At 73.2% G+C, this 16,884-nt stretch carries 14 protein-coding genes; 3 read left to right on the top strand and 11 right to left on the bottom strand.

The window, feature by feature from the left end:
• Positions 1–52: 52 nt before the first annotated feature.
• From ACLJOU_RS31050 to ACLJOU_RS31015, 8 genes are all read right to left on the bottom strand, one after another.
• Positions 53–1,366, bottom strand: a complete 1,314-nt coding sequence (locus ACLJOU_RS31050) for an ABC transporter substrate-binding protein (protein ID WP_410572281.1) — start codon at positions 1,364–1,366, stop codon at positions 53–55.
• Positions 1,353–2,423, bottom strand: coding sequence for a branched-chain amino acid ABC transporter permease (locus tag ACLJOU_RS31045; RefSeq protein WP_410572279.1), 1,071 nt, complete (start codon positions 2,421–2,423; stop codon positions 1,353–1,355). The genes ACLJOU_RS31050 and ACLJOU_RS31045 overlap by 14 nt, the downstream gene beginning before the upstream one ends.
• The gene (locus tag ACLJOU_RS31040) at positions 2,420–3,271 is read right to left on the bottom strand and encodes a branched-chain amino acid ABC transporter permease (RefSeq protein ID WP_410572277.1); all 852 of its coding nucleotides are present in this window, start codon (positions 3,269–3,271) and stop codon (positions 2,420–2,422) included. The genes ACLJOU_RS31045 and ACLJOU_RS31040 overlap by 4 nt, the downstream gene beginning before the upstream one ends.
• 29 nt (positions 3,272–3,300) lie before the next feature.
• Positions 3,301–4,008: an ABC transporter ATP-binding protein gene (locus ACLJOU_RS31035; RefSeq protein ID WP_410572276.1), complete on the bottom strand. Its 708-nt coding sequence runs from the start codon at positions 4,006–4,008 to the stop codon at positions 3,301–3,303.
• Positions 4,001–4,792, bottom strand: coding sequence for an ABC transporter ATP-binding protein (locus ACLJOU_RS31030; protein WP_410572274.1), 792 nt, complete (start codon positions 4,790–4,792; stop codon positions 4,001–4,003). The genes ACLJOU_RS31035 and ACLJOU_RS31030 overlap by 8 nt, the downstream gene beginning before the upstream one ends.
• Before the next feature lie 223 nt (positions 4,793–5,015).
• A complete protein-coding gene (locus ACLJOU_RS31025) occupies positions 5,016–5,993 on the bottom strand; it encodes an ABC transporter substrate-binding protein (protein ID WP_410572273.1) in 978 nt (325 codons plus the stop codon).
• Between the two features lie 673 nt (positions 5,994–6,666).
• Positions 6,667–7,911: an MFS transporter gene (locus tag ACLJOU_RS31020; protein WP_410572271.1), complete on the bottom strand. Its 1,245-nt coding sequence runs from the start codon at positions 7,909–7,911 to the stop codon at positions 6,667–6,669.
• A gap of 78 nt (positions 7,912–7,989) precedes the next feature.
• Positions 7,990–8,610 (bottom strand): thioesterase II family protein, encoded by a 621-nt coding sequence (locus ACLJOU_RS31015; RefSeq protein ID WP_410572269.1) that lies wholly within the window; start codon positions 8,608–8,610, stop codon positions 7,990–7,992.
• A 184-nt stretch (positions 8,611–8,794) separates the two neighbouring features.
• Between ACLJOU_RS31015 and ACLJOU_RS31010 the strand changes: the two genes are divergently transcribed.
• The 3 genes from ACLJOU_RS31010 (at position 8,795) to ACLJOU_RS31000 (ending at position 13,547) form a co-directional block, all read left to right on the top strand.
• Positions 8,795–11,872, top strand: a complete 3,078-nt coding sequence (locus tag ACLJOU_RS31010; protein ID WP_410572267.1) for a BTAD domain-containing putative transcriptional regulator — start codon at positions 8,795–8,797, stop codon at positions 11,870–11,872.
• 87 nt (positions 11,873–11,959) lie between these two features.
• Entirely contained in the window at positions 11,960–12,730 is a 771-nt protein-coding gene (locus tag ACLJOU_RS31005; protein ID WP_410572265.1) for a GntR family transcriptional regulator, read from the top strand.
• 229 nt (positions 12,731–12,959) lie between these two features.
• Positions 12,960–13,547 carry a hypothetical protein gene (locus ACLJOU_RS31000; protein WP_410572264.1) on the top strand — a complete coding sequence of 196 codons (588 nt, stop codon included), beginning with the start codon at positions 12,960–12,962 and terminating at the stop codon, positions 13,545–13,547.
• Here ACLJOU_RS31000 and ACLJOU_RS30995 read toward each other — a convergent pair.
• Genes ACLJOU_RS30995 through ACLJOU_RS30985 form a run of 3 tightly spaced genes read right to left on the bottom strand, consistent with a single transcriptional unit; the run spans position 13,534 to position 16,883 of the window.
• On the bottom strand, positions 13,534–14,844 hold the full coding sequence (locus ACLJOU_RS30995) for a hypothetical protein (protein WP_410572262.1): 1,311 nt from the start codon (positions 14,842–14,844) through the stop codon (positions 13,534–13,536). The two genes, ACLJOU_RS31000 and ACLJOU_RS30995, sit on opposite strands and share 14 nt — an antisense overlap.
• Positions 14,841–15,230, bottom strand: a complete 390-nt coding sequence (locus ACLJOU_RS30990; RefSeq protein WP_410572260.1) for a PTS sugar transporter subunit IIA — start codon at positions 15,228–15,230, stop codon at positions 14,841–14,843. The genes ACLJOU_RS30995 and ACLJOU_RS30990 overlap by 4 nt, the downstream gene beginning before the upstream one ends.
• A gap of 9 nt (positions 15,231–15,239) precedes the next feature.
• The gene (locus ACLJOU_RS30985) at positions 15,240–16,883 is read right to left on the bottom strand and encodes a PTS system mannose/fructose/sorbose family transporter subunit IID (protein ID WP_410572259.1); all 1,644 of its coding nucleotides are present in this window, start codon (positions 16,881–16,883) and stop codon (positions 15,240–15,242) included.
• Between the last annotated feature and the right edge of the window lies 1 nt (position 16,884).

Raw genomic sequence — 16,884 nt, 5'->3', positions numbered from 1 at the left:
CCCTATGTGAGCGGCCGGGCCGGCCCGCGGCGCCCACGAGCCGGCCCGATCGTCACTTGCCCACCAGGTTCACCTGCTCCGGAGTGACGCGCTCACCGGAGTACGGGGTGATCGCGCCGGTGCCACGGTCGGTGACGGCGGGTGGCTGGATCACCGTCGTCGTGACGTCCGGGTTGATCTTGAACACGTACGCGCCCGTGTAGCCGGCGTGCGAGTCCTTCGAGAACCCGAACGGCGTCAGACCGGGGCCCTTCAGCGCGCCGGAGCTCATCGCGTCGACGACCTTCTGCCGCGTCGGGTCCGGCCCGGCCGCCTTCAGCGCCTGCCCGAACGTGTACGCCTGCACCATGCCGAAGAGGACGGTGTTGGTGAACGGTTCCTTCGCGATGTACTTGTCGTGGATGCCCTTGAAGTAGGCGACCCACGGGTCCGACGTCTGGGCGACGTCCGGCAGGTAGCCGGTGCCGATCAGGCCGGCCAGCAGCTGCCCGCTCGAGACGCTGGCGCCACCGCGCTTGGCGAAGTCCTGCAGCAGCCCGGACAGCGTCGCCGGGTCCGCGCCGATGCTGCTGACCACGAACTGCGGGTGGTAGCCGATCTTCGCCGCGGCCAGGATGGCCAGTGCGGTGAACGCCGGGATGCAGGCGCAGACGACGACGTCGGCGCCGGCGCCCTTCAGCGCGGACAGCTGGGGCGTGACGTCGGTGTTCGCGCTGTCGTAGCCCTGCCGCACGACGACCTGGTCCTTGACGAACTGGTCGAGCCCGGCCTGGGTGTCGCGGCCGACGTCGTCGTTCTGCGTGAAGTAGCCGACCTTCTTGCCGGCGAAGGTGTCCTTGACGTACTTGCCCTGGATCTTGCCTTCCCGCGTGTAGTCCACCTGGTACCCGAAGGTCATCGGGTCCTTCCGCGGGTTGTCCCAGGCGAGCGCGCCCGAGGAGACCAGCAGGTCCGGCACGCCTTCGGCGTTCAGGTAGTCGACGACCTTCGAGTGCGTCGGCGTGCCCAGCCCGCCGACGATCGCGAACACCTTGTCCTGCAGGACGAGTTTCTTGACGACCTCGACGGTCTTCGTCGGGTTGTAGCCGTCGTCCTCGACCTTGTAGTCGATCTTGCGGCCGTTGATCCCGCCGCCGTCGTTGATCGCCTGGTACACCGCGCGGGCGCCGACGGAGATCTTGCTGTACCCGGGCGCGGCCGGGCCGGTGAGCGGCTGGTGGGTGCCGATGACGACGGTGTCCTTCGTGACGCCGACGGCCGAATCGGCGGCCTGCTGCCCGCCGCCGTCGCTCTCCCCCGCGCCGCCGCACGCGGTCAGCGCCAAGGCGAGGGCGAGCAACCCCGCGCCGTACCTAGTGGTTCTCATGGTTCTCCTTTTTCTCGGCGGGCTTACGGAGAAGTGCGCGGAGCCGCTGGAAACCGCCCTGGATGCCGCGCGGGAAGGCGAGCACGACGACGATGAGGATCACGCCGTACACCGCGAGCGGGAGGTTGTTGGCCACGTCGGTGTTCAGGTGCAGCACGTCGGCGAGGTCCTCCGACCACGCCTGGAAGTAGACGAGCGCGACCGCGCCCCACAGCGCGCCCCACAGGGACCCGAGGCCGCCCAGCACCACCGCGGCCAGCAGGCTCAGCGACAGCGCGGGCGTGAACGAGCCCGGTGCGGCGGTGCCGAGCAGGAACGCCTGCAGGCCGCCGGCCAGGCCACCGCACACGGCGCTGATCAGGAACGCGAGGATCTTCGTGCGCCCGACGGCGATCCCGCTCAGTGAAGCGGCGACCTCGTCGTCGCGGACCGCGCGGAAGTCGCGCCCGAGCCGGCCGCGGACGACGTTCACCACCAGCACCAGGGCCAGCAGCACGCTGAGCCAGACGATCCACGTCTGCCAGCGCAGTTCCGGGACGCCCACCCCGGCCGGTCTGCTGTGGACGGTGAAGCTGAGCCCGTTGCTGCCGCCCAGGAAGTCGGGGAACTTCCGGGTCAGCGCGGGCAGCCCGACGGCCAGGGCCAGCGTCGCCCCGGCGAGGTACGGGCCGCGCAGGCGGGCCGCCGCCGCACCCGCCAGCAGCCCGGCGAACCCGCCGGCGGCCGAGGCCAGCAGCAGGTCGGCCCACAGCGGGAACGCCGGGACGTGCTTGACCAGCAGCGCCACCGTGTAGGCGCCGATGAACATGAACGCGCCGTGCCCCAGGGAAACCTGGCCGGTGAGGCCGGTCAGCAGGGTCAGCCCGGCCACCGCGACGAGGTAGTAGCCGATGGTCGCGATGCGCAGGTTGGTGAACTCGTCGGTGACGAGGGTCAGCAGCACGACCACCGCGAGGGCGCCCAGCGCGGCGAGCGCGTGGACGAGCAGGGGCGGCAGCGTGCGGCGCTGCTTCACCGGCGTCTCCCGGGTGGCCGCCGGTTTCGTGCGCACGGTCATACCCGCCTCACCTTGGCCCGGCCGAACAGCCCGCTGGGCCGCAGCGTCAGCACGACCACCAGGATGGCGAGCGCGGCGATCGTCACCATCTCCGGTCCCAAGTAGCCGGACACATAGGACAGTCCCACGCCGAGGACGAACCCGCCGGCGATGGTGCCCAAGGGGTTGTCGAGGCCGCCGAGCACCGCCGCGGTGAGCGCGTAGACGAAGACGCCGTCCAGCACGTTCGGGAAGAGGAACGGCGGGGTGGCGAGCAACCCGGCCAGGGACCCGACGGCGGCGGCCAGTCCCCAGCCGGCGGTGAGCATCAGCCCGACCCGGACCCCGAGCGTCCGCGCGACTTCGGGGGCGAACGCGGCCGCCCGCATCCGCAGGCCCAGCGGCGTGTACTTGAACAGCACCAGCACGAGGGCGGCGATGGCGAGCACGACGAGGACCACGAACAGGTCGTTGGCGGAGAACCGGCCGCGGAAGTCGAAGGCGTACGGGAACGCCAGCGGCTCGTTGGACCAGATCATGCCCGCGACCGCCTGCAGCACCAGCAGGAGCCCGAGGGTGACGATGATGGAGCTGAGCTCGGAGCGGTGCCGCAGCGGCCGGATGAGCAGCCGTTCGGTGGCGACGCCCAGCACGGTCCCGGCGCCGATCGCGACGGCGAAGCCGAGCCAGTAGCTGCCCGTCGCCTTCGTCACCGAGTACGCGAGGTAGGTCGAGATCAGCGCGAGGGCGGGTTGCGCGAAGTTCACCACCCGGGTGGCCCGGTAGATGATGACCAGGGCGAGCCCGAGCGCCGCGTACACCGCGCCGGCCGAGATCCCGCCGAGGGTCAGGTCGAAGAAGTCCTGCATACCGGACCGTTCACCTCCATTTTGGACGGTCAGAAACCGAGGTAGGCGTGGCGGAGGCCGTCGTCGGCCAGCAGTTCCGCCGCGGTGTCGACGGCCACGACCCGGCCGAGCGCGAGGACGTACCCGCGGTCGGCGATGGACAGCGCGGAGTGCGCGTTCTGCTCGACGAGCACGACGGTGAGCCCTGTACGAGCCCGCAGGTCGCGCAGGATGCCCATGATCCGCGCGGTGATCAGCGGCGCGAGGCCCAGCGACGGTTCGTCGAGCAGCAGCAGCGACGGCCGGCTCATCAGCGCCCGGCCGATGGCGAGCATCTGCCGCTCGCCGCCGGAGAGCGTGGCGGCGGGTTTCGCCGACCGTTCGGCCAGTGCGGGGAAGAGCTCGTACATTTCGTTCCGCGCGGCGGCCCGATCGGCGCGGTCGCGCCGCCACAACGCGCCCAGCCGCAGGTTCTCGTCGACGGTCAGTTCGGTGATGACCCCGCCGCCTTCGGGCACGTGGGCCACCCCGCCGCGCGCGATCCGGTCCGGGGCGAGCCCGGTGAGGTCCCGCCCGGCCCAGGTGATCCGCCCACCGCGGGCGGGTTGCAGCCCGCTGATGGTGCGCAGGAGGGTGGTCTTCCCGGCCCCGTTCGCCCCGAGCACGGCGGTGATCCCCCCGCGTTCGACGGTGATGTCGACCCCGTCCAGCGCCCGGACGGCGCCGTAGGCCACGGACAGTTCTTCGATCTCAAGCACCGGGCGCCTCCTCGGCGGGGTCGCCGAGGTAGGCCTCGGCCACGCGGGGGTCGGCCTGGATCTGCGCCGGGGTGCCCGTCGCGATCACCTCGCCGAAGTTGAGGACGACCACGCGGTCGCAGACCTGCATCACCAGGTCCATGTGGTGCTCGACCAGCACCACCGCCATGTGGCGGCGCAGCGAGCGGATCAACGTCGACAGCTCGGCCAGTTCCGCCGACGACAGCCCGCTCGCGGGTTCGTCGAGCAGCAGCAGGTCCGGTTCCGCCACCAGGGCCCGGGCCAGCGCCACGCGTTTGCGGACGCCGTAGGGCAGGACGCCCGGCAGCCGGCCGGCCAGGTCGGCGATCCCGAGCTCGCCCAGGGTGTCCCGGGCCCGGCCGGCCAGCTCGGCTTCGTCGCGGGCGGACCGCCCGGCGCCGACCAGGGCCGGGAGCGCGCCGGTCCGGGCGTGGCGGCCCGCGCCGGCCATCACGTTCTCCAGGACCGTCAGCCCGGGGAAGAGCCCGAGGCCCTGCAGCGTCCGGACGATCCCGAGCCGGGCCAGGTGTTCCGGGCGGTGCCGGACGAGCGGCTGTCCCCGCCACAGCACGCGGCCCGCCTGGGGCCGGACGAAGCCGCAGACGACGTTGAACAGCGTCGTCTTGCCCGCGCCGTTCGGTCCGATGACCCCGACGACGGTGCCGGCGTCGACGCTCAGGTGGACGTCGTGCAGGGCGGTGAGCCCACCGAAGCGCACGGTGAGCCCGTCCACCACGAGCAGGTCTTCACCCTGAAGCGTCATCGATGACTCTCCTATCCCACCATGTGGACCGGACCGTACCGCGCGGTCGGTATGAAGAGGGTGGGCTGCGGCGGCGGTCGTGTCAAGGTGCGAATCACCGAAACCGGACCCGGGGCCGCCGGTCTGAAAATTTCGGAAACCGCTTCGGTTCAGGGAACTTCCGGCGGCACGAGAAAGGGCGGGCACGCCCAGCGCGCCCGCCCTTCACCCGCTCCGGCCGGCCTCAGCCGGTACCGGTCTGCGGGGCGATCATCGACGACGCGTCGATCCTCGTCTGGACCACGCCGAGCTGCTGCAGCAGGTCCGGCACCCGCTGGATGCGGCGGGCGTCCAGGTTGGACCCGAAGGTCGGCATCACCATCAGGCTGGCGATGTCCTGGTCGACCTTGGCGTTGCGGACGACGAGCGGTTCGATCCGGGCCCGGTCGACCGCGGCCCGCGTGGCGTTGAGCATCGCGCGCTGGAACGCCTGCATCGTCTTCGGGTGGTCCTGGACCCACTTCGCGGTGGCGCCGTAGCCGGTGAGGGGGAAGTTCTGGGTGCTGCCGCTGGCCGCGTCGATGACCGGGTAGGCGCCGGCCGTCCGGGCGGCCTGGGTCAGGAACGGTTCCGGCTGGTACGCCGCGTCCACTCGGCCCTGCGCCAGCGCGGCGCTCATCTCCGGCAGCGGCATCGGCACCCACTGCACCTTGCCGGGGTCGACGCCGTGGTCGCGCATCACCGACCGGGTCAGCACGTCCGACGCGGCGTTCTTCGAGCTGATGGCGATCCGCTTGCCCGGGAGGTCGCTCACCGTCTTCACCGGCGAGTTGGGCACGGTGACGACCTCGTTGCTGCGCGGGCTCGCCGACGTGCCGTCGGTCACCAGCTTCACGTCGGCGGAACCGCTGCTCTTGGCCAGGAAGAACAGCGTGTACGTCGACAGCGCGAGGTCGTCCTGGCCGCTGGTCATCCGGGCCAGCGTCTCCTGGCCGCTGGCCCCGACGTCGGTCTGCACCTCGAGACCCTCCGCCTTGAAGTAGCCGCCTTCCTGGGCGAGCCACAGCGGGGCGAGGTCGACGGTGGTCAGGACGGCCACCCGGATCGACGGCTTTTCGACGGCGCCGGCGGTGGTGGAGCCCTTGAGCTGGCTGCACCCGGTCAGCAGGACGGCGACCAGGGCGAGCACGGCGAGCCGGCGTGTCGAGGCGCGATGAAGCATGCCACTCCTCGGAGAAGATTCTGGGGATCACGGAATACGGCTCGTTCGGCCGTGATCAGCGGGACTGTAGATGACGATTTCCCGGGTCGCAAACACGTTGCCGAGAAATATGTCACGCCAAGTTCACGCGAAAGAGTGACAAGAGGGTCAACGGGTAACCCACTCACAGGGCCGCCGCACCCGAGGGAAAGAAACCTACGCACGATTCAGAGGTTTCGTGATCTTGCCACCGCAGGTAGTGCCCGTTGCGACGGCTTCAGCCCGGGTGATCCGCGACCCCGTCCCGGCGGCGCTCACCTGGATGCCGGAATCGCCGAATCGTGCGCTTTTCGTTCACGTTCGGTCACGAAGCGAAGGGACTGATTCCCGTTCCATTTGTGAGAACCGGGGATAACTTCATTTTGAAATCACTCGACGGTTGGCTTCGGCTCATTCGTGAGCGGAAAAACGAGTGCCGGAATTCCCGGGTCGCGACGATCGTCCGGCAGGGCCGAACGGCGCAACGCACTACAGGCCGATCGGCTCATCCACGGAAACCACCTGCAGGACAACGAATGGCGGTCCCGATGGTCCTTCGCCGCCGCCGCGGATCCCGGCCGAGGTGAACGGACAGCCACGGCTTCTCCCGTCCCGGCCGCGCGAATTCGACGAAATCGAAGGCGGCTGCCGAGAATCAGCTCGCGGCGGTCCCCGCGGGGGTACGGAACCGGCGCAGGCCGGGCGTGGCCGCGCCGACCACCGCGACCGCCGCCACGCACAGCAGGCCGCCGCTCACCAGCGCGAACGCACCCGAAGTCGCGCCGGCGACCAAGCCGCCGCGCAGGTTGCCGATGTCGGGGCCCGCCTGGCCGACGATCTGCTCGGCCGCCGCCACCCGGCCGAGCAGGGCGTCCGGGGTCGCCAGCTGGACCAGCGCACCGCGCGAGACGACCGAAACCGTGTCGGCCGCCCCCGCGAGGATCAGGCAGGCGAGGCCCAGCCACGGGTCCGGCACCAGGCCGAACGCCGTCAGCGCGGCACCCCAGGCCGCCGAGCCCGCGAGCATGACCCGGCCCGGCCGCGCCCGCCGGGTGAACGTCCCGGAGAAGACCGACGCCACGACCCCGCCGACCGCGACGGCCGAGAGGAACAGGCCGAGCGTGCGCGGGTCACCGCCGAAACGCTCGGCGTTGACCAGCGGGAACAGGCTGACGGGCATGGAGAGCACGGTGGCGGCCAGGTCGGTGAGCAGCGCACCGCGGACGACGGGCGTGCGGACGAGGAAGGCGAGCCCGTCGAGCACGCCGTGCAGCCCCGGCCGCGACGGTTCGCCGCCGGGGCGCATCGCCGGGAGGCCGAAGACGCCGTAGAACGCCAGGCAGAAGGTGAGCGCGTCGACGAGGTAGCAGCCGCCGACGCCGAACCGCCCGAGGACGAGCCCGGCCACCGCCGGGCCGAGCAGCATCGAGCCCTGGAAGGCGATCCGGTTCAGCGCGAGCCCGGCGGACAACTGCGCCGGCGGCAGGAGCCGCGGGATGAAGGTGCGTGCGGCGGGCCCGCCGCACGCGACGAAGCAGGACTGGACGGCCACCAGCCCCAGCACCGCGACCACCGGCACGTCACCGAGAAACCCTTGCACGGCAAGCAGCACCGAGCAGACAGCCTGTCCGGTCGTGGCGACGAGGGCGACCTTCCGCCGGTCGACGCGATCGACGAGCGAACCGGCGAACAGCCCGAACACGACGACGGGAAGCGCCTGCGCGAGCCCGACGGCCCCGGTCCACACGGTGCTGCGGGTCTGCTCCCAGACCTGGAACATCACGGCGACGAGCGTCATCTGGCTGCCGAAGCCGGAGAAGACGCGGCCGAGCCACAGCCGCCGGAACGGCCGCGAGGTGCGCAGCGGGGCGACGTCGACGAAGGCGTGGGTCAAGGACATGGCCGGCTCACGCCCGAATTGTAACAGCGCTTATGGATTCGGGTTGCGTGCTGGCACCGGTCCGGTCGAGGTCGTGCGTTACGCCCCGGCCGGCTTCGGCGCCGGTCCCTGTCCCGCCAGTGCGGTGATCAGGTGGGCCGACCGCAGGACGGCGTCCCGCAGCAGGGCGGCGTTGTCCCGCGCCCGCGCCGGCGTCAGCACGAACCCGGCGCTCGTGTGCTCCCCCCAGCCGGTCATCGCGTGCGGCTCGCCGAACCCGCGGATGGGGCACGGCAGCGGCGGCGCCACCGGCAGGTGCGCGTCGCTGGCGAGCAGGCTGACGTCGGCGCGTTCCGCCTGCTCCGGCACCGCCCGCGCGGCCCGGTCCGGCGGCGCCTGGTGCGCCACGACGAGTGCCCGCGAGACCCCCAGTCCCGCGGCCACCCGTCGCTGGGCCAGCCGGTAGGCGACCAGGGCGCCGAGCCCCGCGCCGAACAGCACGTGCGGGCTCTCGAGCACCCCGGCCAGTTCCGCGGCCAGGGCCTCGACCAGCAGCCACATGTCCCGGTACGGGTGCTCGTCCCGGCGTTCGCCCCGGCCGGGCAGCTCCACGACCTGCACGGCGATCCGCGGATCGCGCCAGGCCCGGTAGCGCCCGGCGGCTTCCCCGGCGTCCGGGAAGCAGACGAACAACAGACGCTCGACGTCGTCTCGGTCCACCCGTGGCCCCCTTCGGCCTGCCCACCGTTGCCGATCCGGCCGAAAGCAGGCGGAAGCGAACCGGAGCCGACCGCTCACCGGCACCTTGTTCCGCCGTGACTGCCGGTCGGATCGGCAACCACCGGCACAGTAGGGTCCGGCACGGCACTTCTGTTTCGCTTCGGTCCGCCTTCGGGGGCATCACGTGCGCTACCGCCTGCTCGGGCCGGTCACGATCCTCGGCGACCGGGGCCCGGTCCGGCCCGGTGGCCAGAAGCAGACGTCGGTGCTGGCCGCGCTGCTGCTGAACCCCAACCGGGTGGTCACCGAAGACCGGCTCATCGACCTGACCTGGGGCGAGAACGCGCCGCCGAGCGTGCGCGGGCGGCTGCAGGTGCACATCTCCGAACTGCGGAAGCTGCTCGGCCGGGACGTGATCGTGCGGCGCGCGCCCGGCTATCTCGTCGAAGTCGCACCGGGCGATCGGGACCTCGACGTCTTCGACGAGGAGGTCGCCAAGGCCAGGGCGACCTCCGGGGCGGCCGCCGTCGCGCACCTGCGGGCGGCGCTCGCGCTGTGGGAAGGGACCCCGCTCGGCGGCGTCAGCGAGGCGCTGGCGGAGTACGAGGGCCCGGCGCTGGCCGAACGCCGGCTCGTCGCGCTGGAAGAACTGTACGAGCAGGAACTCGGCTGCGGCCGGCACGGCGAGGTGGTCGGGGAACTGCGGCGGCTCGTCGACGAGCACCCGTTCCGCGAGCGCCTGCGGGCCGCGCTGATGCTCGCGCTGCACCGCTGCGGCCGCACCCGGGAAGCCCTCGAAACGTACACGCAGGCACGCGATCTGCTGGTCGACGAGCTGGGCATCGAACCCGGCCAGGCGCTGCAGGACCTGCGGCTGCGGATCCTGCGCGGCGAAGACGAGCCGGCTCCGCCCGCGGCCGCTCCGGCCACCCCGCGGCCCGCCGAGCTGCCCCTGGACGTCCGCGGGTTCGCGGGCCGGGCGCCCGAACTGGCCGCGCTCGACCAACCCGGGGACGTCTGGGTGATCACCGGCACCGCCGGCGTCGGCAAGACCGCGCTGGCCGTGCACTGGGCCCACACCGCGCGGGCGCGCTACCCGGACGGCCAGCTGTACGTGAACCTGCGCGGCTTCGACGCCGACGACGAGCCGCTCACCCCCGCCGCCGCGCTCGCGCAGCTGCTGCGGACCCTCGGCGTCGACCTGCGGGACGTGCCGCCGGGCCTGGACGACCGGAGCAAGCTCTACCGGTCGCTGCTGGCCGACCGGCAGGCACTGGTGGTGCTGGACAACGCCCGCGACACCGCCCAGGTGCTGCCGCTGCTGCCCTCGTCCGGGCGGGTGCTGGTGACCAGCCGGCACCGGCTCGACGAGCTCGTCGCCCGCGTCGGCGCGCGGTCGCTGGGGCTGGCGCAGCTGCGCGAGGAGGACTCCCGGGCGCTGCTGACCGCCCTGCTCGGCGACCGGGCGGCCGCCGAACCGGAGGCGGCCGCCGAGCTGGCCCGGCTCTGCGGCCACCACCCGCTGGCCCTGCGGATCGCCGCGGCGAACACCGGTGTCGCCAGCATCGGCGAGCTGGTCGACGAGCTGCGCGGCGATCCACTGGCCCACCTCGGCTTCGACGGCGAGAGCGCCGTCGCCAAGGCGTTTTCCGTGTCGTACCAGGCCCTGCCGCCCGCGTTGCGGCAGGCGTTCCGGCTGCTCGCGCTGGTGCCGGGGGCCGACTTCACGGCGGTCGACGCGGCGGCGCTGCTCGACGTGCCGGCCGGGGAGGCGACCCGCCGGCTGCGCGGGCTGACCGCGGCGAACCTCCTCGAGGCGCACGCGCCCCGCCGCTTCCGGTTCCACGACCTCGCCCGCCGCTACGCCGAGCAGTGCGTCCGCGCCGACGAGGACGAGCCCGCGCGCGAGGAGGCGTGGGAGCGGCTGTTCACCGGCTACTGCGCGGCGGCGGACGCGGCGGTCGCGCTGCTGGGCGCGCGGATCGTGGCGCTGCCCCGCGAGGACGCGCCGTCGGCGCCGAGCCCGGTCGTCTTCGCCGACGCCGCCGCGGCCGTGGCGTGGCTGGACGTCGAGGTGCCGAACCTGTCGGCGGCGCTGCGGCAGGCCGCGGCGCGCGGGCCGTACCCGGGCGCCTGGTACCTCGCCGACGCGCTGCGGCGGTTCTTCCACGACCACGGCCGCCGCGCGGAGTGGCTCGAGCTCGCCCCGATCGTGCTGCGCGCGGCGCAGGACCACGGCGCCCGGCCCGCGGAGGCACTGGTCCAGCTGTCCATCGGCGGCGCGTACTTCCGCGAAGGGCAGCACGAAGCGGGCATCCGGCATTCGGAGAAGGCGGTGCTGGCCAGCCGGGCGTGCGGCTGGCGGCAGTGCGAGGCGACGGCGGTGGAGAACCTCGGGGCGATGCTCGAGTGGACGGGCCGGCTCTCGGAGGCCGTCGAGCACAGCCGGCGCGCGATCCAGCTGTTCCGCGAGCTGGGCAACCGGTCGGGCGAGGCACTGGCGCTGAACTCCCTGAGCTGCCACTACCGGCAGCTGGGCCGGCTGGAGCAGGCGGAGGACTGCCTGGTCGAGGCGATCGCGCTGGCCCGCAAGGAGGACCTGGCGTTCTGGGAGGCGGCCAACCTCGCCGACCTCGGGTCGATCCTGCTCGCCACGGGCCGGCTGGCCGAGTCCGGGGAGGTCCTCGACCAGGCGTTGGAGGTGTTCCGCGAGCTCGGGTCGAGCTTCGGCGAGGCGACGGCGCTGAACGTGGTGAGCGCCCTGCAGATCGCCCGCGGCGACGCGGCGGCGGCGGCCACGGCGGAGGCGGCCCTGGCCTGCGTCCGCCGCGACGGCGACCGCCAGGTGGAGGCGGCGGCCCTGATCGCGCTGGGCCGCGCGGAGGAGGCCCGCGGCGACCTCGGCGCGGCGGAACGCGTCCTGCGCGAGGCCCGGTCGCTGACGGCGGAATCGGGCCTGCGCGGCCAGCTGGCGGAAGCGGCGGCGACGCTGGCCCGGGTCCTGGCCGCGGACGGCCGCGCGGCCGAGGCGGGTGAACACGCCCGGACGGCACTGGACGCGGCCCGGGCGGGCGGCTTCCGGGTGGTGGAGGCGGAGGCGCTGCTGGGACTGGCGGCGGTCCAGGCCGCGGCGGGCCGCTCGATGCTGGCGGAGGGCACGGCCCGGGAGTCGGAGGCGCTGTACGGGGCGGTGGGCCACGTGACGGGCCAGGCGGTCGCGGCGGAGTTCCTGACCAGGCTGAACGACCGCGCCACGGGCTGAGCGACCGTGGCACCGGGCGCGTGATCCGCCGTACCCCCGGACCCGCCGGGTGTTACCTCCTCGGCCGCCGCGAGACATACTGAAGCCATGCCCCGTCCGAAACACGTTCCCGCGAGCGATCTGCGCCTCCCGGACGCGCTGCAGCCGGGGCGGCCGAAGGGCGACCAGCTGCGGGAAATCCTGGAAAGCGTCGCCACCGAGGCCGGGCCCGGGCGGCTGATGCCGTCCGAACGGTTCCTCGCCGAGCACTTCGGCGTCGCCCGCGGCACCGTGCGGCAGGAAGTCAACCGGCTGGTCGCGGACGGCGTCCTGTACCGCCAGCACGGCACCGCGACCTTCACCGCGCAGCGGCAGGCGGCGCACATCGACATGCTGACCTCGTTCACCGAGGACATGCAGGCCCGCGGCGTCGTCCCGAAGACCAAGGTGCTGCACGCCGAGGTCGAGAGCGCCGGCCCGCGCATCGCCGGACGGCTGAACGTGCCGCCCGGCGCCCGGGTCTTCCGGCTCGAGCGGCTCCGGTACGTCGAGGACGAGCCGTTCGCGGTGGAGCGCACCAACCTGTCCGTCGACCGCTTCCCGGACATCGAGCTGTTCGACTGGGAAACCCAGTCCCTGCACCGCACGATCGAGGAACGCTGGGGCGTGCGCCCGGAGTGGAACGACACCGCGATCTCCGCGGTCCTGCCGAACAGCCACGACGCCGCCCTGCTCGGCATCGAAGCCACCCAGCCGTGCCTGATCATCGAGGGCACCCTGCACGACCAGAGCGGCGGCGTCATCGAAGCGGGCCGGTCGCTGTACCGGGCGGACCGCTACACGGTCTTCACGCAGGCGCGGCGCAGCCCGGCGTCCTGAGCGGGGCAACCCCCGGCGCCCGGCCCGCGTGGTAGCGGAAACGGCGCGAGGGGGTCCGGTGGCGACGCGAAGAACCAAGACCCGGCGACGGCTGGCCCTCACCGCCTTGGTCGCCGTTTCGGTGGCGGTCACGGCCGCGTCCGCTCGCCGGCCGCGGGTGCGAACGCCTCGGGCGCCGGGGGCGGTACCGAAACCGCGGCCCGCCGCGCAGGCGCCGAGGAAGCAGCCGGTGACCCCACGGATGAGGCTCCACCGGCGGCTGACCCTGGCCGCGTTCTTCACGGTGGCCGCGGTGCTCGCCGTCCTGTCCGCGCACGAGGACCAGCACGCCGGGGCGTTCGGGCTCTCGGCGCTCGGCGTGGTCGGCAGCACGCTGGGGCTGATGGCGGTTTCCTGGTGGGGCGGCTGGACCTCGGAGGAGCTCTACTACTTCCCCTTCCTGACCGCCATGCTCGGCGTGTCCTGCCTGCTCTTCGGCGGACCGGCCGTGGTGACCGAGGTGATCCTGGCCCATCGCGGCCTGCCGGTCACGGTCGAAGTCGCGCGGGCGGACTACGCCGAGGGCGGGCGCGGCACCTACCGGTTCGTCCTGCCCGGCGGCTCGACGCTGCTGCCCGGCGACCTGGACACCGCGGCCGAGTTCGCCGTGGGCGAGCGGTTCACCATCCTCGTCGACCGCGGCGGGTTCGTCCGGCCCATGCTGCCCGAAGAGGTCGACCCGGCGGTCCCGGCCGCCTTCGTGCTCGGCGGCGCCGGGATCCTGGGTGTCACGGTGCTCCGCTTCGGCTACCCGCTCCGCCGGCTCAGCAGCGGCTGACCTGGTGGGCGCGCAGCACCTTCAGGCAGTGCTCCACCAGCTCGTCCGCCGCCTCCGGGCCGAACAGCGTCACGTACGACTCGTAGATCCCGTCGCGGTGGCCCGCCGCGTCCGGCAGGTAGCCCAGGTACCCGTCCGTGTAGCCGATCACCCGGGTGTGGCGGAACGGGCTGCCCTGCCGGATGCGCAGGCCCAAGGACGCGAACAGCTCGAACGGCGTGTGCAGCCACGCGATCTCGCCCAGCGACACCACGCTGACCGGCACCTCCGCGCAGCCCATCGGCCGCCCGCCCGCCGCCATCGTCGCCAGCATCGCGCAGCCCTCGTAGCGGGTCTGCGCGATCCGGACGGCCGGGTGGTCCTCGCCGTGGTGGGCCAGCTCGCGCTGCCACTCCGCCTCCGCCGTCTGCCGCAGCTGGAGGCTGTCCTCCAGCGACGGGATCTCGCGGTACGGCAGGTGCAGCGTCGAGCGCGTGAGCCGGACCGGACCGGCCGTCGCGGGCGGGGCCGACACCGTCGCCAGCGTGCGCGCGATCGACGTCGCCAGGTGGCCGCCGAGCGTGCGGACCTCGGCGTGGTCGCGGCCGCGGCGGACGAACCGCGAGCTCGCGTCGCCCGCCGCGCCCTGGAGGAACGCCGCCACCGGCTGGCCGACCAGCGTGGCCAGCTCGCGGCGGGTCGCGCCCGGCCAGTCCGCCGACCACGCGAGGTTGTCGGGGCCGAGGACCGTGGGGTGGCTGGCGTAGTCGAACAGCAGCGCGGCCGGCGTGCCGTCGTCGCGGCGCAGCTCGAGCACGCCGAACGACGTGTCGTGCGGCCCGTCCGGCCGGTAGCGGTTGCCGCCGACGGCTTCCGTCGAACCCGCGTGCCAGCGGGCCCGGACGCGGCCGCGGCCGGCGCGCAGCCGCAGCGCGGCGCCGGTGACCTTCTCCGCCATGCCGCCGACCAGCCCGGCGTCCCGCTGCCCCGGCAGGCCGGGGTGCAGCTGGCCGGTCCAGCCCTCGGGCCCGGAGTGCGTGTGCGACGCGCAGACGAGCACCCGGTCCGGGTCGATGCCCACCGCCGCGGCGACCGCGTCGGCCAGGGTGCGGGTCAGGCCGGCGTCGACGGCGAGGGCGTCCAGCGCCACCCACACCACGCCGGGGTCGTCCTCGGTCGACAGCCAGATCAGCGACGCCTCGAGGTCGTCGTGCGTGCCGGTCGCGACGCCGTGCCGGGCCAGGTAGCCGCCGAGCGGGTGCCCGGGCCCCGGCGTGATCCGGACGTCCTGCGCGGCGAGCAGGAGCGCGGCGGTCACCAGGCCGATTCCAGGACGTCGACGACACCGTCGCGGCCGGCGGCGCGGGCCACCCCGGCGAGCTCGGTGACGTCGTCGGTCGTGTGCAGCAGGACTTCCAGCAGCATCGGCAGGTTCAGCCCGGACACCAGCTGGAGGCGCGGGTGCCCGGCCGCGAGCGTGCGGACGGCGTTGAACGGCGAGCCGCCGTGCAGGTCGGCGAGCACCAGCACGCCCTCGGCGTCGCCGGCCAGCGCGAGCACGCGGGCGCCGAACTCCTCCGGGCTGTCGCGCGGGCTCAGCTCGCAGACCTTCAGCCGCGCCTGCGGGCCGAGGATCATCTCGGCGGCTTCCCCGACGCCGGAGGGCAGGCTGCCGTGGCCGGCGAGGATGACGGGAACGGACATGGCGGACTCCTAACTCTTCGCCGGGGCCGATGGCGCGAACCAGCCGAGCCACCCCAGGACGACCCCGGCCACGACGACGATGCCGATGACCCAGACCGGCCGCAGCCGCGCCTTGACCGTCAGCAGGTACACCCCGGCGGTGACGAGCACCGGGAGCAGGAACGGCAGCAGCTCGTCGAGCCGGTCCTGGATCGCCACCGACTGCGTCACCGGCTGCCCCTGGACCGTGGTGGTCTGCCGGTAGGTCAGCGTGGTGACGACCTTGACGATCGACGGGATGAACCCGCCGAGCACGACGAACCCGAGCACGGTCGCCCCCTGGGCGACGCGGGCGAGCGCCCCGGCGGCGAGGTGGCCGGCCAGCCGCTTGCCCTCGCGGTAGGCGAAGGAGAACTGCCAGCGCCGCACCAGCGCGTACGGCACGAGCACCATGACGGCGGCGAACGCCGGGCCGAGCCAGTTGCCCTGCAGCGCCCACGAAGCACCCATGGTGAAGACGATGCTGTTGTAGAGCGCGAAGACGACGGTGTCGCCGATGCCGGCCATCGGCCCCATCAGCGCGACCTTGGTGCTCGCCGCCGACTTCGGCGTCCCGGCTTCTTCCAGGGCGACGCTGGACCCGAGGATCAGCGGGCCGCCGACGAGCACCGAGGTGTTGAAGAACTGCAGGTGCCGCTGCAGGCCGGCGACGTAGTCGGTCTTCTCGGGGTAGAGCCGGCGCAGCACCGGCTCGATCGAGTACGCGAACCCGAGCGCCTGCATCCGCTCGTAGTTCCAGGAGATCTGGCTCGACCAGAAGTACCGGCGGAACACCCGGCGCAGGTCCTGCCGGGTGAGCCTGGAGTCCACAATCGAGTCAACAACGGGGTCCACAACGGAGTCCACAGCGGACTCCTCGGCGGCCGCCTCGGGGACGGCGAGCACCGGTTCGTCGCGCTTGAGCGTCACGAACAGCATCGCGACCGCGACGCCGATCAGCGCGATGCCCAGCACCGGCAGGTGCAGGTAGGCGAACCCGACGAACCCGATGAGCAGCAGGTACCAGTACCGCGACAGCTCCATCATGCCGAGCAGCAGCGCGAAGCCGACCGCCGGCAGCAGCGAGCCGGCCAGCGTCATGCCGTGGACGAACCCGGCCGGGATGCTCGCGGTGATGTCCTTGACCAGGCCGCCGGACGCGGCGAGCGCGGCGAGGAACGTCGGGATCGCGCGCACCGCCACCCACGGGACGAGGCTGACCCAGTGGATCATCGCCAGGCCGCGCGCGTTGCCGTCGGCGGCGTAGCCGTCGGCCCGGTGCACCAGCGCGGTGGTGACCATCTTGCCGACCGGGTCCAGCGCCGAAAGCAGGATGGCCGCCGGCAGCCCGACGCCGATGCCGATCGCGGCCTGCGCGGCCGCGTCCCCGGCGGCGCCCGCGGCCAGCGCGGTGCCGACGATCGCGCCGGTCTGGTAGTCCGGGATCGTCGCGCCGCCGTAGGTGTAGACGCCGAGGGCGGCCAGCTCCAGCGTGGCGCCGACGAGCAGGCCGAGCAGCGGGTGCCCGACGATCAGCCCGGCGACCGAGCCGGCGATGAGCGGGCGCTGGGCGTAGATCAGGAACGGGCCGAGCCCGTCGTAGGTGCAGTAGATCGCCCACAGGGTCAGGGCCAAC

This window comes from Amycolatopsis sp. cmx-4-61 (genome assembly GCF_046548775.1).
In the GTDB taxonomy this organism is placed as follows: Bacteria; Actinomycetota; Actinomycetes; order Mycobacteriales; family Pseudonocardiaceae; genus Amycolatopsis.
This window is presented reverse-complemented; position numbering and strand designations above follow the sequence as displayed.